The sequence below is a fragment of the Asaia prunellae JCM 25354 genome, from assembly GCF_000613885.1.
In the GTDB taxonomy this organism is placed as follows: Bacteria; Pseudomonadota; Alphaproteobacteria; order Acetobacterales; family Acetobacteraceae; genus Asaia; species Asaia prunellae.
Genome location: NZ_BAJV01000002.1, coordinates 127785 through 148249, shown reverse-complemented (window position 1 = coordinate 148249; position 20465 = coordinate 127785). Strand labels below are relative to the sequence as shown.

At 55.6% G+C, this 20465-nt stretch carries 15 protein-coding genes, 1 tRNA gene and 2 pseudogenes; 5 read left to right on the top strand and 13 right to left on the bottom strand.

Translation table 11 applies throughout. The features are described 5' to 3' along the window. Nucleotides 1-169: 169 nt before the first annotated feature. Nucleotides 170-2920: pseudogene (locus tag JCM25354_RS15985) on the top strand (phosphoenolpyruvate carboxylase). 165 nt (nt 2921-3085) lie between these two features. On the opposite strand, the gene JCM25354_RS02130 reads toward JCM25354_RS15985, so the two are convergent. Beyond that, nucleotides 3086-4801 carry a thiamine pyrophosphate-dependent enzyme gene (locus JCM25354_RS02130; RefSeq protein ID WP_025884789.1) on the bottom strand — a complete coding sequence of 572 codons (1716 nt, stop codon included), beginning with the start codon at nt 4799-4801 and terminating at the stop codon, nt 3086-3088. Between the two features lie 354 nt (nt 4802-5155). Here JCM25354_RS02130 and JCM25354_RS02125 point away from each other — a divergent pair, with 354 nt between their 5' ends. Then, on the top strand, nt 5156-5413 hold the full coding sequence (locus tag JCM25354_RS02125; RefSeq protein WP_025884788.1) for a GlsB/YeaQ/YmgE family stress response membrane protein: 258 nt from the start codon (nt 5156-5158) through the stop codon (nt 5411-5413). A gap of 38 nt (nt 5414-5451) precedes the next feature. Here the strand turns inward: JCM25354_RS02125 and JCM25354_RS02120 are convergent, their stop codons facing one another. From JCM25354_RS02120 to JCM25354_RS02085, 8 genes are all read right to left on the bottom strand, one after another. Further along, on the bottom strand, nt 5452-6393 hold the full coding sequence (locus JCM25354_RS02120) for an ABC transporter substrate-binding protein (RefSeq protein ID WP_035446602.1): 942 nt from the start codon (nt 6391-6393) through the stop codon (nt 5452-5454). 62 nt (nt 6394-6455) lie between these two features. Next, nucleotides 6456-7475, bottom strand: coding sequence for an ABC transporter permease subunit (locus JCM25354_RS02115; protein ID WP_025884786.1), 1020 nt, complete (start codon nt 7473-7475; stop codon nt 6456-6458). Nucleotides 7476-7487: 12 nt separating this feature from the next. Then, complete coding sequence (locus JCM25354_RS02110; RefSeq protein ID WP_025884785.1) at nt 7488-9047, bottom strand: sugar ABC transporter ATP-binding protein; 1560 nt, start codon at nt 9045-9047, stop codon at nt 7488-7490. A 172-nt stretch (nt 9048-9219) separates the two neighbouring features. Further along, complete coding sequence (locus tag JCM25354_RS02105; RefSeq protein WP_025884784.1) at nt 9220-9681, bottom strand: TetR-like C-terminal domain-containing protein; 462 nt, start codon at nt 9679-9681, stop codon at nt 9220-9222. Between the two features lie 337 nt (nt 9682-10018). Next, on the bottom strand, nt 10019-12124 hold the full coding sequence (gene fusA, locus JCM25354_RS02100; RefSeq protein ID WP_025884783.1) for an elongation factor G: 2106 nt from the start codon (nt 12122-12124) through the stop codon (nt 10019-10021). A gap of 238 nt (nt 12125-12362) precedes the next feature. Beyond that, the gene (rpmB, locus tag JCM25354_RS20500) at nt 12363-12665 is read right to left on the bottom strand and encodes a 50S ribosomal protein L28 (RefSeq protein WP_023977516.1); all 303 of its coding nucleotides are present in this window, start codon (nt 12663-12665) and stop codon (nt 12363-12365) included. 119 nt (nt 12666-12784) lie between these two features. Next, on the bottom strand, nt 12785-13129 hold the full coding sequence (locus JCM25354_RS02090; RefSeq protein ID WP_025884781.1) for a hypothetical protein: 345 nt from the start codon (nt 13127-13129) through the stop codon (nt 12785-12787). Then, nucleotides 13126-14979, bottom strand: coding sequence for an ABCB family ABC transporter ATP-binding protein/permease (locus tag JCM25354_RS02085; RefSeq protein WP_025884780.1), 1854 nt, complete (start codon nt 14977-14979; stop codon nt 13126-13128). Before JCM25354_RS02085 ends, JCM25354_RS02090 begins: the two co-directional genes overlap by 4 nt. Before the next feature lie 89 nt (nt 14980-15068). Here JCM25354_RS02085 and JCM25354_RS02080 point away from each other — a divergent pair, with 89 nt between their 5' ends. The 3 genes from JCM25354_RS02080 (at nt 15069) to JCM25354_RS02070 (ending at nt 17706) form a co-directional block, all read left to right on the top strand. Continuing rightward, nucleotides 15069-15893, top strand: coding sequence for an NUDIX hydrolase (locus tag JCM25354_RS02080; RefSeq protein ID WP_025884779.1), 825 nt, complete (start codon nt 15069-15071; stop codon nt 15891-15893). 59 nt (nt 15894-15952) lie between these two features. Then, the gene (locus JCM25354_RS02075; RefSeq protein ID WP_025884778.1) at nt 15953-16336 is read left to right on the top strand and encodes a DUF3574 domain-containing protein; all 384 of its coding nucleotides are present in this window, start codon (nt 15953-15955) and stop codon (nt 16334-16336) included. Between the two features lie 188 nt (nt 16337-16524). Then, nucleotides 16525-17706 carry an AI-2E family transporter gene (locus JCM25354_RS02070; protein ID WP_243443832.1) on the top strand — a complete coding sequence of 394 codons (1182 nt, stop codon included), beginning with the start codon at nt 16525-16527 and terminating at the stop codon, nt 17704-17706. Nucleotides 17707-18100: 394 nt separating this feature from the next. Here JCM25354_RS02070 and JCM25354_RS02065 read toward each other — a convergent pair. The 4 genes and pseudogenes from JCM25354_RS02065 to JCM25354_RS15975 form a co-directional block, all read right to left on the bottom strand. Beyond that, a tRNA-Pro gene (locus tag JCM25354_RS02065) sits at nt 18101-18174 on the bottom strand. Between the two features lie 81 nt (nt 18175-18255). After that, complete coding sequence (locus JCM25354_RS21945; RefSeq protein ID WP_025884776.1) at nt 18256-19083, bottom strand: MerR family transcriptional regulator; 828 nt, start codon at nt 19081-19083, stop codon at nt 18256-18258. After that, the gene (locus tag JCM25354_RS02055) at nt 19080-19403 is read right to left on the bottom strand and encodes an integration host factor subunit alpha (protein ID WP_025884775.1); all 324 of its coding nucleotides are present in this window, start codon (nt 19401-19403) and stop codon (nt 19080-19082) included. The genes JCM25354_RS21945 and JCM25354_RS02055 overlap by 4 nt, the downstream gene beginning before the upstream one ends. Nucleotides 19404-19488: 85 nt before the next feature. After that, nucleotides 19489-20441, bottom strand: a pseudogene (locus JCM25354_RS15975) (beta-ketoacyl-ACP synthase III). Between the last annotated feature and the right edge of the window lie 24 nt (nt 20442-20465).

The following is a 20465-nucleotide window of genomic DNA, read 5'->3' as shown; positions in this document are numbered from 1 at the left end:
TTTGCATGGAAAACCGGACTCCGCCCGTGACCCGAACCTCAGCGAGAGTGCCTTGTCCAATACTGCACCGCATCACGCCCCTGACGGAACGCCAACCCCCAAGGCCAACCAGAAAACTGCTGCTGACACCAGTGAAAGCATTGCTTTTGCCGAACGTCTGACAGGTGAAATGCAGGCACTCCAGGATCGCGCCTCGCATGAGCGCCATGCTCCTGATCCAATCGAGACGCTTTCGAGCCGGATAGGTGACGAACTGATCGACGGCGCGCTTTCGGTAACGACTCTCGAAAATACCGTGCGCGTCTTGCGAGACGACAATCTCAGGGAACGCGCCTCACGTCTGCGCGGCTATCTTGGCCTCGGGAATGAGACGACACCAGAAAGTCGCCTGGACAGCGCGGCACGGGAAACCGTTGAAAGCTGTGACACGGCAGAGGCGCTGGTTGCAAAACTCTCCCGTCCCGGATTTGCTGCCGTTTTTACTGCTCATCCGACTTTTGCTCTGGCCGACAACGTCTATCGCCATATTGTCGAAATGGCGACCGACCCCTCTCATCGCCTGCCGGAACTGAAATCGCATCGCCGCGAAGCTGCCCCGACACTTGCTCATGAGCAGAGTCTGGCACTCACGGCCATTCTTCGCGGGCGCGATGCACTCGACATCTTCAATGCTGCGATCCTGAAACATGCAGCCATACGCTGGCCCGAGCATGAAGAGACGCTTGCCGCGTTCGATATCAGAACGCTCATTCTGGCCACCTGGGTCGGCTTCGATACGGATGGTCGAAGCGACATATACTGGTGGGATACTCTTCGCATTCGTCTGGCACTGAAGCGCACACAGCTGGAACGTTTGCGTAATCAGCTCGAGAAGCTGTTACCTCAATGTTCCCAGCTCGTGGCCCGTATCGATGTCGCACTGGGCGCGGTCAAAGAACAGGAAGCCGCCTGCCCTGACCAGCAGCATCATGACGCAGCAGCAATCGCTGCCTTTGCCCGGACTCTGGTCAGCCGACGGGACTCTGCCCTTACATCTGCCGAAACACTTTCGCCACTTTTCGAGCAGGCATTACCCCTGCTGGATAATACAGGCCGCGCCGCCCTGCTGACCGCGCGTGCCGGCTTCATGGCACATGGTCTGGGGGCTGCCCATATCCATACCCGCCTGAATGCAACCCAGATCTATAACGTGGTGCGCCATCGTCTCGGTATCGAGGATGATCCCACCATTCCGTCACGCCGTCGCCTGGTACTCTCCCAGATCAATGATGCTCTTGAATCCCTGAAGGAACCTATTCCCGTCGATTTCGGCGCGGTGATGATGGAGCAATCTTCTGCCGGCCGTCTGATGATGACCATGGCGCAGATCCTCAAGCATATCGATTCCGACACACCAATACGCTTCCTGATTGCCGAAACAGAAAGTGGCTACACCCTGCTTGCCACACTCTGGCTGGCACGTCTGCTCGGCATACGCGACAACCAGATCCAGATCTCACCACTTTTCGAAACACAGAACGCGCTTGAACACGGCGAGATTATTCTCGAAGAAGCGTTCCGTTCACCTCACTGGCGGGATTACATCCGCAACAACGGCCGTCTCTGCCTGCAATTCGGCTATTCGGATTCCGGACGCTATATAGGCCAGCTCGCTGCAACCAATCTGGTCGAGCGTCTGCGTCTGCGCACTCTTGCACTCATGCAGAAGCATGGAATGAAGGATATCGAGCTTGTTCTGTTCGATACCCATGGTGAGAGTATCGGCCGTGGTGCCCATCCGTTCAGCCTGTCCGACCGACTGAGCTATTTCTCTCCCGATCATACGCGTGGCCTGTTCGCCAAGGCCGGTATCAGATTGCGTGAGGAAGTGGCCTTTCAGGGTGGTGACGGATACACGCTCTTCGGCACGGCGCCACTTGCCGCTTCAACCATCGCAACCCTTGCCGAACATCTGATGCGCCCGATTTCAACCGCGCGCGACCCGATTTATGACGAGCCGGATTTCTCCTCGGACTTCTTCTCGACCATTGCTCTCGACATGAGCAGCCTTGTTGAAGATCCTGCTATGCCGGGCTGCTCGGTGCCTTTGGCCCGGCTCTGATCGACAAGTCCGGCTCACGTCCGTCGGCACGGCAGGGAGACGGTATCAGCGTCACGCGTATTACCCATCCGAGCCAGCTTCGTGCCATTCCCAATAACGCCATTCTCGAACAGCTTGGCTGGTGGACAAACGTACTCCAGGGTTTCGGTACGGCTGCCTCGCGCCACCCCGAGACCTTCGAGAAGCTCGCCCGCAGCAGCCGGCGTTTCGGTCTCGCACTCGATTTTGCCCGTCAGGCTGCGGCACATTCCGATATTGGCGCTGCGGGGGATCGTGCGGCTGCTGGATCCAGGCACCTGGCTGGACAGGGCTGCATCAGCACGCAACGAGGAGCAGCGCAGACAGCATCTTGTTCTGGCGCATGGGCTCGAAGGGCTGGAGTTCTGGCGCAGTCTGCCTGCCATGTTCAGGCGCATACAGGCAGATCATATCGCCCTTGAATCTGTCTGGAGTCATTCACTCAGAATGACCGCACAGGAACGGACGCTCCATGCCATCCGCCACGCTGTTATCGGCCAGATCTGGATTCTGGCCACACGTATTCCCTCTTTCAGCCCGCGCAACGACATCAATCGGGAGACATTGCTGAAACTTGTGCTGCAGCTCGAAATTCCAGCCGTGCTCAAGCGCCTTTCAGAGATCTTCCCTCAATCCGCAGGGATGGTCACCGATATCGACTTTCATGAGCCCAGTGGCCCTCGTGACGATTATGGCTTCACCCGCGAGCACGAAGAGATTTTTGCCCCGATGGCCCGTCTTTTCGCCGTGTTGCGGGAGATCAGCGTAGCGGTCATGCATGCCAACGGCTCATTCGGCTGAATGCATGATAGACACCCAGGACAGACGTAGGATTTCTCTCGCGCCTGTCCTGGATCTTGATGACAATCCAGACAACTAAAAAATCAGGCGGTTACAAAGCGGAGCCAAGCGCTTCGATTACCTAGCCTCGGCTTCTCTTGTGGCCTGTCCCCGCCAGGGAGAAACTCAGCCGCGCAAAGCCCCGCCGAGCATCTTGACAACTTCCTTGGCTCTTCCGGAAAGCATGCCCTTGGCAGCATACAAACTCATTCCGACAACTTCTCCGGCATGAATATCAGGAGGCATGACCAGTTCGAATTCGTTTGTGACGACATCCAGCAGGGCTGGGCCCTGTACTGCCAGAAACTCCTGAACGGTTCCATCCAGATCATCAGGATTCTCCACACGCCGGCTCCACAACCCGATCGAGGAAGCAACCTGACTGAAATCAGGATTGACCAGATTGGTGTAATGATCGAGCAGCCCTTCGACCTTCTGTTCCAGCTCGACAAAATTCAGCGAGCTGTTGTTGAACACAACAACCTTGATTGGCAGTTTCTCCTGAATGGTCGTCAACAGATCGCCAAGCAACATCGCTATGCCGCCATCTCCTGAAAAAGAAATCACCTGACGTTCAGGAAAGGCTTTCTGGGCACCCAATGCCTGCGGCATGGCATTGGCCATCGTGCCGTGACTGAGACTGGTCAGCGTACGATTACGGCCTGTGGAAGGAACATGCCGGAGTATCCAGACCATAGGTGAACCACCATCGGCCGTGAAAATGGCATCCGGTGCCGCGTGGCGGGCAACAGTTGCAGCCAGGTACTGAGGATGAATGGTTCCTATCTTTCCGGGAACAGCCCGTTCATCGAGTTTGGCCTGAGCCTCATGGGCAACTTCGAGCGAGGCATCAAGAAATGTGCGATCAGTCCGGGGGCTGACAAGGGGGAGCAGAGCGTCAAGCGTCGCACCTACATCACCAGCCACGCCCAGATCAATCGGATGACGTCGACCGAGGTGAACGGGATCAAGATCAAGCTGAATGATTTTCGCCTTGTCCGGATAATATTGTGCCCAGGCAAAATCACAGCCGAGCAAAAGCAGGGTGTCGCAGGAGCTGACGGCATGCATTCCGCCTTCGGCACCTATCATGCCAGTCATTCCCACATCGAATGGATTGTTGTGCTCAAGAAAATCCTTCGCACGGGATGTTCTGGCGACCGGCGCTTTCAGTGCATCTGCCAGACGAACAATCTGGTCATGGGCATCTTCACATCCTGAGCCCCCGAAAATGGTGATGCGATGTCCGGCATTGAGAATTTCTGCCATCGCCTTGAGTTCGGCGGCATTGGGCGTCACGACGGGACGGGCATAATGCGCACGATGCGCCGATTTTTTGGCTTCCTTCGCCGCAAAAACATCAGCAGGTACAATCAGAACAGCGACCCCCCGACGGGACACGGCCGCCTGTGCAGCCATTGCCGTCATACGGACAGCCTGTTCCGGTGTGCGGATTTCCTCGCAGAAAACAGTCCCTGCTCCGTAGACGGTACGGAAATCAACCTCTTGCGGAAACTCGAAACCAAGCTGGTCACGGGCTATCTGGCTTGCAATCAGGAGCACCGGAGCACGGTTCCGGTTGCTCTCCCATATGCCGTTGATGAAATGCAGACTGCCAGGTCCACACGACCCCGCGCAAAGTGTCAGGCGATCGGCCAGAAGCGCCTCAGCCCCGGCAGCGAAAGCTCCTGCTTCCTCATGACGCATGTGAACGAAAGAGATTGAACTGCGGGACAGGGCATCGGTGAAATGATTGAGCGTGTCGCCCGGAATGCCATAACAATGAAGCGCTCCCGCTTCCTCAAGAACTTCAACCATGGACTCAGCGACGTTGCGGCTCATCTTTGTTTCTCCGAATGGAATCCTCATGAGACACAACGTCGGCAACAGAAGAGAGGTTCTTTTCATTAGTGAAACAGGACATATGTCGAGTAAATAATTTACATAAATTACAATAAAGAAAGAAAATATATTTTTTATAAACCATAAAATATATAGATGATCAGTATTTCAAGTATGAAGAATTCCTTTCCAGAGGAGAGACAACAACCTGCCTCTGCGTCTGTCGTCAGATCCGCTTTGACTACCAGGTGGAAGATAGGGACAAGGAGTCAGCCCAGCCGGCCGTGGACCCTTGTGTTATTTTCATGGTAGTCACAATGACGTGACAAATGCCTGAAGGCATGAGGAGATGACATGCATCTGATCTGGACATTGATCGTCGGTTTTTTTGTTGGGTTGATCGCCAAATTCCTGATGCCCGGCCGGGACCCCGGTGGCTTTATCATCACAATTTTTCTGGGTATCGCCGGTGCGCTTCTGGCTGGGTGGATAGGCCAGAAACTGCATTTCTATCACGCTGGCCAGCCTGCCGGCTTTGTCGCCTCGGTTTTCGGTGCGATGATTCTTTTGCTTATCTACCGGCTTTTCGCTTCGAACAATACGCAGAACTGAGACATCTCCCCGCTGTGAGGCCGGGGAAACGGACTGGCTTATTCGCCGGTCCAGCCTTTATAGGTGCCGACATTGTCACGCGTGATGAGGGTTGGTGGCATCAGGCGTACAGTGCCCTTTGCCAGCTTGCCATCCTTGATCGCCTGCCCCATGGCAACACCGTCCTTGCCCATCTGGTACGGATCCTGGCTGGCAGAAGCAACGATGGATGATCTCGGGTCCTTGAGTGACGCTACGATATCCGGCGCACCGTCGACAGAAGTGACTGTAATTCCCTGACGATGGGCCTGACGAATGGCCAGATCGCCACCGATCGCCTCCGGATCGTTGATGGCGAAAACACCTTTCAGGTTCGGGAAACGCACGAGAAAGCCCTGCATGACCTTGAAACCGAGGTCACGCTCTGCCCCCCCGTTCTGGTCATCACTGACAATCTTGATATCCGGATACTTTGCCAGAATTTCCTTGCAGCCCTTTACACGATCAATGATCGAGGAAACCTGCGGGCCGTTCTCGATGGCGACTTCGCCTTTTCCGTCCAGTTTCTTCGCGAGATACTCGCAGGAAATACGCCCTGCCGCCACGTTATCGGTCTGGACCGTCCCATCCACACCGGCAGAACCAACGTCAACCGCAATGACGGTTGCCCCTGCTTTCTGCACACGTTTGACTGCAGGCAGAACCGCCTGTGGATCAACACCATTGAGCAGGATCAGATTGACACCCGAGGTAACGAAACTGTCCATCTGCGAGAATTGCTTGTTCAGGTCGTAATCAGCGGAGAGCGCGTTGATCCTGGCATCCGGAGCGACAGTTTTGAGCTGGGTCGTGGCGCCTTTGACCAGTGCCACGAAATAGGGATTACCCAGAGAGCCGACCGAAACCCCGACATTGCTTATGCCTTCAGCATGTACTGTCTGAACCGAAAGAGCCGTTGAGAGAGCCAGCGCACCGAGGAGGAATTTTGAACGAGTAATCATCTTGAAATATCCGAAGCGATAGAAGAACAGGATCGAAAAAGACGGAAGGATACAACCTGAAATCAGGTGCGCGCCGCCGGTGCACGGAACCGGTCAAGAGCGACCGCCACGATGATGACGAGCCCCTTGACGATGAACTGCCAGATATCGGACACACCAACCAGGATGAGCCCATTGGTCAGGACGGCAATCAGCAGGGCACCGACCAGTGTGCCCCAGATGGAGCCGACGCCGCCGACAAACGACGTGCCCCCCAGAATGACAGCGGCAATGGCGTCAAGCTCGTAGGATTGTCCAAGCTGCAGACCGTTGGCAGCATAAAGCCGCGCGGATGACATCACTGCGCCAAGGCCAGCGAGCAGACCAGAAGCGGCATATACGAACATCAGCACCAGGCCGACACGGATACCGGCAAGTCGTGCTGCCGAAGCATTGCCGCCGATGGCGTAGATATGCACACCCAGGACAGTGCGTCGCAGGATGAACCAGCTTGCCACCACAACCGCCAGGGCAATGACGGCAAGCCAGGGAATGGTGAAAGTCGAGGTGATGGCGATGCCATCATTGCCGATCCAGGCAAAGGAAAGATCCGGGTTGAAGATTGTGCGATCATTTCCCATCAGACGGGCGAGACCACGCACAGCAGTCAATGTACCCAGCGTCACGATGAAAGGCGGAATCTTGACACCAGCGATGAGGGCACCGTTGAACACGCCGATAAGCAGTCCCGCTCCGAGGCATGCAGGCACGGCAAGCCAGGCCAGATGTGGCATTGTCGAAACAATCAGTCCGCACATGGCCGCGAAAGCAAGTATGGAACCAACTGAAAGATCGATACCGCCGGTAAGGATGACAAATGTCATCCCCGAAGCCAGAACAGTGTTGATCGATGCCTGCTGGGCAATAATCGAGAGATTCTGACCCGAGAGAAAACGATGCCCTCCCAGAAAATGGAAACCGAGCGCCAGCAGGATCAGAACCGGTAACATGCCTGCAGCCTGGAGAATGCTGCGGGTCGCGGCGCGCGCATTGAGCTGGGCGGCGGGAGTAGCCGCAACCGCCGGGTTGAGAGTGGTGCTCATAGACGTGTTATCCTAGGCGGCGATTGAAGGAGCAGCGGCGAGACCGACTGCGAGAGACATGATGGCTTCCTGCGTGATCTCGTCGCCTGTGAGTTCACCCGTAAGGTGACCTTCACGCATGACAAGAACGCGATCACTCACACCGATGATCTCGGCCATCTCGCTCGATATGACGATAATCCCCAGCCCCTGGGCTGCCAGATCGTTGATAATGCGATAGATTTCTGTTTTTGCACCGATATCGACACCTCTTGTCGGTTCATCGAGTATCAGCACTTTCGGACCGGTTTCGAGCAGACGACCCAGAAGAACCTTCTGCTGGTTGCCACCTGAAAGGCCACCAACATTGGTCAGCATGTTCTGGGCCTTGATCCGCAAGGCGGCAAAGGAACCTGTTGCCCGCGTTCTTCCCTTGCCATGATCAAGTACACCAAGCCGCGCATCGCGTTCGACAACGCCAAGATTGATGTTGCCACTGCAAGACATGTCCAGAAAGAGACCGAGCGCCTTGCGATCTTCGGTCAGATAGGCAATGCCGGCTGCCAGCGCATCGCGTGGCGAACGGATATCAAGCTTCCGGGAATCAAGAGAGATAGTACCTGCCACTTTCGGATCAGCACCGAAAACAAGACGTGCAAGCTCCGTACGTCCTGCACCGACCAGCCCCGCAATACCCAGAACCTCGCCAGGACGAAGCACAAAGCTGACCGGCTGAACGCGTTTGCCATCTGTCAGCCCTTCAACCTGCAGGATCGGAGCCGCATCATGGCGCACATGATCACCGTCTTTCTCATAAAAGCTCGACAGATCACGCCCGACCATAAGACTGACGATTCGTGCAGAAGAAAGCTCATGTTTTTCGAGTGTGCCTACATGAGCACCATCGCGCAGCACCGATACCCGGTCAGCAAGCTCGTCGATCTCATCCATACGATGGCTGATATAGATAAGCGCAAGCCCCTTGGCGCGTAGCTGACGGATCAGGGCAAAAAGCCGGTCTGTTTCGCGTGCTGAAAGCGCCGTTGTCGGTTCATCAAGCACGAGAATGCGAACATCCCGATGAAGGGCACGGGCGATCTCAACCAGTTGCTGCTCAGCGACCGACATGGTTGAAAGCTTGTCTTCCGGTCCGAAAGGCGCGCCAAGCTCCCTGAGCAACTCGCGACACGCCTCATTCATCGCAGAACGGTCGATCATTCCCCCTTTGCGCAGCTCCGAGCCGAGATGAATATTTTCAGCAACGGTCAGGTTCGGTGCGAGTGCAAGCTCCTGATAGATAATGCCAACCCCGAGTGCACGCGCAGAAGCAGGATTTGTAATCCTGGCGACCTCACCGCCAATGCGGATCTCGCCACCGGGATCGGCAGTATACGCACCTGACAGAATTTTCATGAGAGTGGACTTTCCAGCCCCGTTCTCTCCCATGAGGGCGAGGATCTCGCCACCATAGGCGCTGAGTGAGACATCCTTGAGAACCTTGATCCCGGAAAATGTCTTAGAAATACCCGCCACATGCAGGAGCGGTGTATTGTTTTCCTGCATTTCACTTGTGGTCTGATGGGCCAATGCCATGGGACCAGCCTCCCGATTTGAGCCTGAAGCAGCGGGGATTTCGTCCAGCGTCCCCCGTCACTGAACAGGAGAAAAGCAGACTTCTGATTAAATTAATATAATGTTTTCGCAATATTTGTGACAGTAACGTAAACGTGATAATTAATCATAGTTCATGTTTCTCGCAAATGCGTCATTCATGATTTCGGGATCCGGAGAGAGCAAGCGCTTCATTCAGAAAAAGCTCCTGCGAAGGAGCCTCTGCTTCTTCCAGCAAAGGACCGAGCATACCGTCGATAGCCAGGGTGGCCAGTCCATGTACTCTTTCCCAGAGCCCTGCCATGCGAGCGGAATTTCGTACGCCTGACCCATCATCCCCGCATAGCAAGCTCAACGCCTCAAAGGCTCTTGCCGATGCCCGGGCAAGTTCCGGACAGCTGTAATCCAGCAAGGCGCGGCGAAACATGAGTCGGAAGAGATCTGGGTTTGCAGTTGCGAAGGCAAGATAAGCACGTCCTGCCGACCGCGCCTTTGTATGATCCTCGTGCATGCCACTGTCAGAACTGTTCTCGCTCACTGAGAGAGGCAGACCCTGTGCCGAAAGGAGAGCATCAGCCAGTTCATCATACCCTTGTGCGGCAAGTGCCGATCTCAATCCAACAAGAGAGCCTAGATGAGGGACGGCAGCTGTAGCCGAAACACCTGCCCTGCGCAGAAGCTTTTTGGAAAGCTGGGTCAGCCAGCTTTTTTCTGCTCAGGAGCGGCTATCTCCTTTATCTGGATTCCACGCCGCATAACCACATGGTCTCCGGCATTATTCTGAAGACTACATTACTCGCCATGATCCTGGTCAGCTTTCAGGGCAAATTGCTTTATCGCCTTTATGCTGCCAGTCGACACTGATTCATCCCCTCCCCGATCCAGCAGATATTCAAACAAAAAAGCCGCCCGGAAGGGCGGCTTTCTTGCAGGCTTTGACTAGTCCCGAAGGATCAGGCGCTCTTCGCCATGATCTCGTCAGCCACGTTGCGCGGCACCGGATCATAGTGATGGAACTGCATCGTGAACGACGCACGGCCCTTGGTGGCCGAACGCAGATGCGAGATGTAGCCGAACATTTCCTTCAGCGGCACCTGCGAGCGGATCATGACGGTCGAACCGGCGGTTTCCTGGCTCTGGATGATGCCACGACGACGGTTAAGGTCGCCCACCACGTCGCCAACGTGATCGTTCGGGGTCGTGATTTCGACGTCCATGATCGGTTCAAGGATCACGGGGCCGGCATTCTTCATGCCTTCACGGAAACAGGCCTTGGCGGCAATTTCGAAGGCGAGAGCCGACGAGTCGACGTCATGGTACTTACCGTCGAGCAGCGTGAACTTGAAGTCGACCGTCGGGAAGCCAGCCAGCACGCCCGTCGAGGACTGCATACGAATGCCCTTTTCGACAGCCGGGATGTATTCCTTCGGCACCGTACCGCCGACGACCTTGTTCTCGAAGCTGATGCCTTCGTTACGCTCGACCGGAGCGAACTCGATCTTGACTTCAGCGTACTGACCCGAACCACCGGACTGCTTCTTGTGGGTGTAGGTCTCGATATGCGGACGCGAAATCGTTTCGCGATAAGCAACCTGAGGCGCACCAACATTGGCTTCAACGCCGTATTCACGACGCAGACGGTCAACGATGATGTCGAGATGCAGCTCACCCATGCCGGACAGGATGGTCTGACCCGTTTCCTGGTCGGTCTTGAGCTGCAGCGAGGGATCCTCGGCGGCGAGCTTCTGCAGCGCCAGCGTCATCTTCTCGACGGCATCCTTGGTCTTCGGCTCGACAGAGATGTCGATAACCGGAACCGGGAACTGCATGCGCTCCAGAACCACCGGATCGGCAGCATCGGCCAGGGTGTCACCCGTCTGGGTGTCCTTCAGACCAACGAAAGCTGCGATGTCGCCAGCGCCGACCTGCTTGACTTCCTCACGCTTGTCAGCGTGCATCTGGAACATGCGGCCGACGCGTTCCTTGTGGCCCTTGGTCGTGTTCAGCACGGTGTCACCCGACTTCAGAACACCACGATAGACGCGCACGAAGGTCAGAGTGCCATACTTGTCGGAGATGATCTTGAAGGCGAGACCAGCGAACTTGCCATCGGGGTCAACCGGCACGATCGGCAGGAAGTTCTCGTCGACCTCTTCGCCTTCCGGCGGCGCAATACGGATGCCTTCGACTTCGTCAGGAGCCGGCAGGTAATCGATAACGGCGTCGAGAAGCGGCTGAACGCCCTTGTTCTTGAAGGCTGTGCCGCACAGAACGGGACGGAACACGCCGGAGATGGCGCCCTTCTTGATGCACTTCTTCAGTGTTGCAACGTCAACATCGCCCTTCTCGAAATACTCTTCGATCGCGGCTTCATCAACGCTCAGCGCGGTGTCCAGAAGGTTCTGGCGGGCCTCGGCTGCCTTTTCCTTCAGGTCATCGGGAATTTCAGCATAGTGGAACTTTGCGCCCAGCTCGCCGCCTTCCCAGATGATGGCGCGCATTTCGACCAGGTCGACCACACCAACAAAGTTTTCTTCGATGCCGATCGGCAGCTGAAGCGGAATAGCGACGATGTCGAGCTTTTCCTTCAGCGTGTCGAACGCACGATAGAAATCGGCGCCGGTACGATCGAGCTTGTTGATGAAAATGACGCGCGGCACGTTGTAGCGGTCAGCCAGACGCCAGTTGGTTTCTGACTGCGGCTGAACACCGGCAACGCCTTCGATAATGAAGATGGCGCCGTCGAGTACGCGCAGCGAGCGGTTCACCTCGATGTTGAAGTCGATATGACCCGGGGTGTCGATGATGTTGATGCGGTGGTTTTCCCACTCGCAGGTCACGGCTGCCGAGGTAATCGTGATGCCACGCTCACGTTCCTGCGCCATGTAGTCAGTGGTCGTGTTGCCATCATGCACTTCACCAATGCGATGAGACACGCCGGTGTAGTACAGAATGCGCTCGGTCGTCGTGGTCTTGCCGGCATCGATATGCGCGGTAATACCGATATTGCGGATCTTCGAGAGAGCCGATTTGGCTTCTGCGACGCTGCTTTCGGACACGGGATACCTCCAGAATGCGATTAAAGGTGCTTCAGGCCGCCCCGAAACACCTTTTGCCGTGGCCGTCACAGATCGACGCAATTTTCGGAATAGTCCGGTAAAGACGTCGAAGCCGGATCGACCAAGTCAGGCCTTGTGATCGAGTGGCTGAATGAAACAACCCGATCACGTTTTCAAGGCCAATTTTGTTTTTGCCTGCCTTTTGCAGCCAGAGGCCGCGAGGCAAACACCGTCAGACTCAGGCGGTCTGAGCGGCCTTGCTTTCCTGAGCGCGCAGGATGCGGCGCTTGATAACCTGAGCTTCCACCGGGAGCTTGCGGTTCGGCGTGCTGATCAGGAACGAGTCCAGACCGCCGTTATGCTCAACCGTGCGGATGCCCTGGGTGGACAGACGCAGACGAACGCCCGTGCCGAGAATGTCGGAGAGCAGAGTGATTTCCTGCAGGTTCGGCAGGAAGCGACGACGGGTCTTGTTGTTGGCGTGGCTGACGTTGTTGCCCGTCAGCACACCCTTGCCCGTGATTTGGCAGCGGCGTGACATGGACTTGATCCTCGGTAGTAATAAGTTCGCCGAGACCAGTCCCGGCATACGACGACGCGTTAAGGCGCGGCTTATGACGGACCCCCCCGGTTCCGTCAAGCCGAAAGCGTCGCAAACTGTCATTCGCCGTCGGAAAACGCGTCCGCGCAGATCAGTTCTCCGGCCTTGATACTCTCAACAGCCGTCTGAAGCATCCTGATCATCGTTTCGGCATCGGTTGTCCGCGCGAGAACGCCAAGTGAGCCACCGAGCAATGCAGAGGCAATAAGTTCTGTAGGAAGATTCTGCTCCACAAGATAGCCAATCGCCTTGTCGATCACGACGCCACACTGACGAAGCTCTTCCGGTATCTCGACTCCCTCTTCCCCATCAGAGAGCTCATGGGCAACCTGTTCGCGAATTTCTTCCTCGACAGCCTTGTCCGGATGGAAATCGCGGGCGAGTTCTTCAGCCTGCTTCGTCATGGACTCTCTCCTCTCTTGACTGGATATTCCGCTCCCTCACGTAGGGCTCCATGATCGGGAAAACCAGAGAGAGGATCAGATTGATTGCCCACCATTGTGAAATATCTGCCTTTCGCTGTCATCAACGCCTCATGCGTTCCCTGCTCGACAATCCTTCCTGAGTCGATAACCAGAATAAGATCAGCGTGGCGTATCGTCGAAAGGCGATGGGCAACCGCAACGGTGGTCTGGCGCGTTGTGACCCGTCGCAAAGCATCCATCAGACGCTGTTCCGTGTGCGTATCGAGGGCGCTTGTTGCTTCGTCAAGCAGAAGCAATCTGGGTTTGCGCAAGATGATACGAGCAAGGGCGATACGCTGGCGCTCTCCTCCCGAGAGCTTCAGCCCCCTCTCACCCACCAGGGTTTCGTAGCCTCCCTCCAGAGAGTCTATGAAATCGTGGATCTGCGCCAGCCGCGCTGCTTCTTCAATCTCATCCTGCGTCGCATCAAGGCGGCCATAGGCAATGTTATAGCCGATCGTATCGTTGAAAAGCTGGGTATCCTGAGGAACAACACCGATCGTCTGATGCAGCATCGCAGGCGACAGACCGGTCAGATCCTGTCCATCCAGCAAAATCCGTCCTGATTTCGGCGCATATGCGCCCAGCACAAGACGGGCGATGGTGGATTTTCCCGCACCCGTCGGGCCTACCAGCGCAACAGTCTGACCAGGAGCGACAGCAAAAGACAGATCATGCAGAATTTCCCGACCATCGTAATCAAACACGACATGATCGAACGCCAGTGACGCCGGCCCCGTGTTCTGCTCACGAAAAGCCGTTCCCTCGATCAACGAACCACCATCCCGCGCAGGCTCATCCATAAGATCGGTAAGGTGTTCCAGATCGACACAGGCATTGCGCCATCCCGCATAAACAATATTGAGCGAGATGACGGCCTGATAAAGCGTGCGCAGATACGTCCCGATCATGACGAAGGCCGCCACATCAATATGTCCTGCTGCCAGATCCTGCGCTGCCATAAGAAAAATGATCAGGGTCGCAAGCGCGATCATGGCGTTCTGGCAGACAGACGAAAGTCCGGCCACGAATGTCATGCGCAAACTGGCTTTTTCCTGGGCAATCCTCGCCTGTTCATAGCGATCGAATTCATGCGCCTCATTGGCAAAATGACGCACGGAGTCAAAATTGAGCAGGGAATCGAGCAGGAAATGCTGCGCCTTTCCATTGGCCTCATTGCGTTGACGACGCGCCCTGACACGCTGACGTACGAACCACTGGGCAAGCCCGAGATAGCAAAGCAGTGCCAAAAGAATCACACCGGCATAACGTCCTCCCAGACAGGAGAAGACGACCGCAATCGTCAGGCTGGTATCAAGCAGCGCTGGCAGAATATTGAAAAGAGCGAGGCGCAAAAGCGTATCGGCCGCCTCGGAGCCACGTTCAATGGCGCGCGTCAGGGCCCCTGTCTGGCGATCACGATGAAAGCGATAGGGCAGATCAAGCAGATGGCGAAAGGCCTGTTGCGCTGTAAGAGCCTGCAATCTCTGGCCCACAGGCTGATAGACCATTTCCTGCAGGGCAGAGAATGCGCTTCGACAGAAGATCAATCCGGCATAGGAAAGAATCAGAGCAACAGGAATGATTACAAGAAGATCCGGCGACGAAAAATGCGCTACGATCCGACTGAACAGATAGGGCGTACCAAGCAGGCAAAGACGCTCGGCGACGAGCAGGAAAAGCGTCACTCCGATCCCGAACCTGAAGTAACGGATATCGTGAGAGAGGACCAATCGCCAGGCACGCGCCAGACTGATTACGGCAAAGGGGAGTGTCCGTTTGAAGCGCATGCTCCTCAACTGAACTGCGGCAAGGCATTTTGCAATCGTACAGCGATACGCGATATCGTGGATACTCCGACAGGAGAGTACCGCTTTTCATGCCCGACGATAACCTCGCCCCGTTTCTTGCCCATATCCGACGCTGCCAGACTGCCATCCTGCCTGGCAAACGTCGTCCCATTCTGGCAGGAGACGCCTTGTTTGGCCTGGCCGACCCACGTGTTTTCGAAGCATTGTGCACGCTGGGCTACGAAGACGGCACAAATTTCCGCCTGCCTGATGGCGAGGCCCTGCTTCCCCTGGGGGAGACACTGGCAGCCCAGGGTCTTTATCGCCCCCATCATGAACTTTTTGATGTTTTCGACGACAAAGGCACAGCAATCGGCAGGATTGATCGTGGCGCCCTGCCCCTTCTTGGCTGCACCGCGTCCGGCGTGCATCTCAACGGGCTGGTGGAGAAGGAAGAAGGGATATTTCTATGGATGGGTCATCGCGCCCAAAACAAAAGGCTCGATCCGGGCAAACTTGATCACCTTGCGGCAGGGGGCATCTGTACCGGCCTTACCCCCATACAGGCCCTGATCAAGGAAGCCGGAGAAGAAGCTGCCATCCCGCCAGAGCTGGCAACCCGGGCACAGCCCGTTGCAACATTGCGCTACGCCATGGAACGTCCGGAAGGACTGCGTCAGGATACATTGTTCTGTTACGATCTGATCCTGCCGAATGATTTTATTCCTGAACCAGTCGATGGCGAAGTGGCTTTCTTCGAACTCATGTCCCTCGAAAAAGTATTTTGCCTTGTCAGGGACACGACTGACATCAAGTTCAACGTCAATCTTGTGCTGATTGATCTTTTCCTGCGCCGCAATCTCTTTTCGACAGAAGACAGCCGCCTGCTTCGTGCTGCACTCGATCGACAATGATACCAAGAGGCGTCTGTTTTGCGAGCTGCAGTCTGTTGGTGCTCGCACTCTCAGGATGTATGCGACATGATGAGGCGCGATCCTCTGAGAAGACGGCTCTCTGCACTAGGTTCGGCGGGTACGAGGGAGAGGCTGTTACCCTCGCTTTTGGCCTCTCCTTGCCCGGAGGCGGCGAGGTCTCCCGATCACAGTGGACAAGATTTCTCGCGGAAAATGTAACACCTCGCTTTCCGTCCGGCTTTTCCGTAATCGAGGCAGAAGGACAGTGGCAGAACGGTCGCCATGAACCTGTTCTTCATGAAAAATCGCGCCTGATCTGGATTATTACCTCACAAAAACCAGAACTTCTTCCGGCTCTTGAGGCAATACGCAGCAGCTATAAAAAGCAATTCAACCAGAGCTCTGTCGGAGCGTTCATCCATCCGATCTGCGCCTCGTTCTGACACGCATGCCGGTCCTGGAAAATCGTAATGATATTGACGCATTGCCGTGACATGCAAGAAATGAGATTTTCGATCCTGATCTGATCAGGGTCATCACTATGTGAAGCGGCATCCGGGAAACCAGACGATCGGAAAACCAGGGTCGTCAGATGAACGAGATATGCGTAATGCAACGCCCGAGGAACATAATGACGGATCACAACGCGCCTCCTCCCGAAGGCTCAGACAGGAAAATGGCAAGGAGCCAGAAACGAGACGTGGAAGACGATTTTTCAGATGACAATGCGCAGGCCGTATCTCCAATTGGCCGCTCGCAGCGGCGTTCACGCGGGTTGCTGGGTTTTTTCTTCATCGCGCTTGCCCTCTTCACACTGAAGAATTTTCTGCCCGCCCTGCTCTGGGGGTGTGTTTTCGCCATTGCTTCGTGGCCACTCTACCAGCGCACCGAAAAGCGTTTCGGCCGCACAGAATGGCTCCCTATGCTGTTTACAGCGGCGATTGCGCTCATCTTCCTGATCCCGCTCAGTCTGGTTGGCTACAAGGCCGCAGAAGAGGCACAGAGTGCCCTGCGCTGGATCGACCAGGTCCGTCATACCGGTATCCCGATGCCCGAATGGCTGAATGACCTCCCTTTCGAACGCGCGCAGGTTGCAAGATGGTGGCAGAACAATCTTGTCAATCCCGAACACCTCAATCGGCTCTTCCACTCTTTCGACGCTGGTCATGGCATGGCGGTAACGAGACAGGTCACAACCCAGGTCGCCAAACGGGCCACACTGTTTCTGTTCTCGATCCTGACACTGTTTTTTCTGTTGAGAGATGGTGCTGATATCATTCACCGCGTGCTAGTCGTCTCGAACCGCACTTTCGGCAAGCGTGGTGAAAGTCTCGCGCGACAAATGATCTCATCTGTTCATGGTACCGTAGCCGGCCTCGTGCTCGTAGGTCTCGGCGAAGGGCTTGTAATGGGGGTCGCCTATGTATTGACCGACACGCCCCAGCCCCTGCTTCTGGCTATGCTGACCGGCGTAGCAGCCATGATCCCGTTTCTGGGTCTGCCTACGGTTGTCCTGGCAGCGTTGCTGATCATGATACAGGGCAAGATGATTTCTGCGATCGTCGTTGTGGCTCTCGGTGCTGTCGTGATTTTTGTCGCCGATCATTTCATTCGTCCGGCACTGATTGGCGGCAGCACACAGATGCCTTTTCTCTGGGTGTTGCTTGGTATTCTCGCAGGTGTTGAAACCTGGGGTTTACTTGGCCTGTTTCTGGGGCCGGCCATTATGGCGGCCGTACATCTGCTCTGGCGCATCTGGAGTTCGGATTCAGAACGTGAGCAAGAGCAGGCGCAGGAGCAGAGTTTACGTTGACGACATATCACGCCAATCCGGTTTAAGGCCGGTCTGACCAGGGAAACCGGGGGAGTCTTATTATAAGATTATCCCCTTTGGCAGACTGCCATGCGACGACGCCAAAAGCAAAAACCTGGCCTATCGCTGTATACTAAGTGAAAGTAGTCAGGCCAGACGCAACAGTCATCGGTACTTAATGCCCGACCCGGATCTGTACGATCTCTCAGACAGACCAGAACCTGTTCTTCGTTGTGACGAGGGGTCTCTTTGAACCCTCTCCCGACCCCGAATAAGGCTAGGTCACCGTGGGGTAACCTTCATGCCATCACAGGAACAAGAGGCAGCAAAGGGCAACCTTGAGTGGTCAAGGTACTGTATCATACAGGAGGAGAATAACCGCAGGACGAAGATATCGGGCAGGCGGGATTCGAACCCACGACCCCCAGTCCCCCAGACTGATGCGCTACCAGGCTGCGCTACTGCCCGTCAGTCCTGCGGTAAAGGCCGTTTAGCAGTGAGACGCCTTTCCTGCAAGCGTCTGGAAGCAGGTTTTTTATCCGATAGTGCTCAAGCGCTTCCCGGCACCATCTGACGCAAGCTATCGAGCTCACCCAAAACATCTTCCAATGCCAGACGAAGCGCGCGCTTTTCACTTGTCCAGCTGGCCTGAAGCGCACGAAGCTCGACAAGTTCGTCAAACAGAACAGCCGCGATCTCAGACTCGCTTTTCACTGCCGCTGTATCGTCATCATGAGACAGATTGTCGGAGTGTGACTGTGCAAGCGGTTCCTCGTCAGCAATATCTGATGATGAAGCGGTCTCCTCTCCGGGATCTGCCAGCGAGTCAGCCACGTAATCCTCAGATAACTGATCATGCTTCGCCGCCTCTTCGTCACCTGCATGGAAAGCAGGAATTTCGAGAGAGCTTCGCGTGGCTGGAATCACGACCTCCGCCTGGTCTTTTTCGGACTCTGTATCTTTCGACACAACAGGATCGGTTATTTCAACAGGTGCTGACCCACTTGCAGAAGAGACTGCCACAGCAGCGCTTTTCGCTTTCACAGGAACAGGGACAAGTGCTGATGGGGCTTCATGCTCTTTAAGGACACGCTGAACACCCTTGATCGTATAGCCCTGCACATAGAGCAGGTCTGTGATATGACGCAGGACATCAATATCTTCCGGACTGTAATAACGACGCCCGCCCCCTCTTTTGAGAGGTTTCACTTCAGGGAATCGTGTTTCCCAGAAACGGAGTACATGCTGAGGAACATGCAGTTCGTCAGCGACTTCACTGATGGTACGATAGGCATTTGGCCCTTTGACCAGACGCTCAAGCTCCGCCCTCTCTTCCGTCACTCTCGTCATGTCAGGAGAGACGTGGGTCGTACTCATGAATCATCGCTTTCACTGGCCAGACCTTCGATCGACTCGCCGTTCACTTCCGCCCTGAGAATCTGACTTGGCCGGAACACCAGTACAGAACGGGGAAGAATCGGTACTTCGATACCTGTTTTGGGATTGCGACCAACCCTGCGGCCCTTCTGACGGACAGAAAAAGTTCCAAAGCCACTCAGTTTGACTGTTTCGCCCTTCTCAAGCCGCGACGCAATCAGCTCGAGAACCGTCTCAAGCAGATCGGCGGATTCGTGCCGGGACAGTCCAACCTGGCTGTAGATATGCTCTGCAATTTGCGCGCGGGTCACCGTGGTCATGACAGCACCGTATCATGACAGTAATGAAGGTCAATCGACTCAATGAAAGGATATGCCCCTGAAGGGCAATTACGTCAGATCTGGCTCAGATCCGCAGCAGGGCAGACCCCCAGGTCAACCCACCACCCAGAGCCTCGATCAGCACCAGATCACCCGGTTTGATACGACCGTCACGTATTGCTTCATCAAGAGCGAGAGGAATGGAAGCCGCTGACGTATTGGCATGGCGATCGACGGTCACAACAACACGATCAAGCGGCAAGGAGAGCTTTTTGGCCATGCCTTCGATAATACGGAGATTGGCTGGTGCGGCACGAGCCAGGCAATATCCTCACCTGACAGACCATTGGCCGCCAAAGCCTCATCGACCACAGAAGAAAGCTTGGCAACAGCATGACGAAACACGTCACGCCCCTGCATATGCAACACAGGTTTTTCCACCGTCGGGCCATCAACATACAGTAGATCGGCGTAGGTCCCATCGCTGTGCAAATGAGTTGACAGAATACCGACCTCAGCCTCGTCACTGGCCTCGACCAGAACAGCACCGGCTCCATCTCCGAAGAGAACGCAGGTCGTCCGGTCTTCCCAGTCCATGATGCGTGAGTAGACTTCCGTCCCGATCACCAGCACTTTTTTTGCCTGACCACTCCGGATGAACGCTTCTGCAGTCGAAAGCGCATAGACGAATCCTGAACAGGCTGCCGTGATGTCAAAAGCAAAGCCGGCGCTCATACCAAGCTCAGCCTGTACGCGTACGGCTGTTGCAGGAAATCCCTGATCAGGGGTCGCCGTTGCAACAATGACTGCGTCAACTGATTCGGCAGCTACATCAGCATAAGCCAAAGCCGAGCGTGCCGCGGCGGCAGCCATAGTAACGGCGTTCTCTCCCTCACCTGCTATATGCCGCTGGGAGATGCCTGTACGGGTCCTGATCCACTCGTCTGAGGTTTCAATACGCTCGGCAAGCTCGGCATTCGTGACAACCTGCTTTGGCAGATAACTGCCAAACCCGGTCAGACGCGCGCGCAGGGACATGTCTCTTCCTCTTGAATTGGTGCT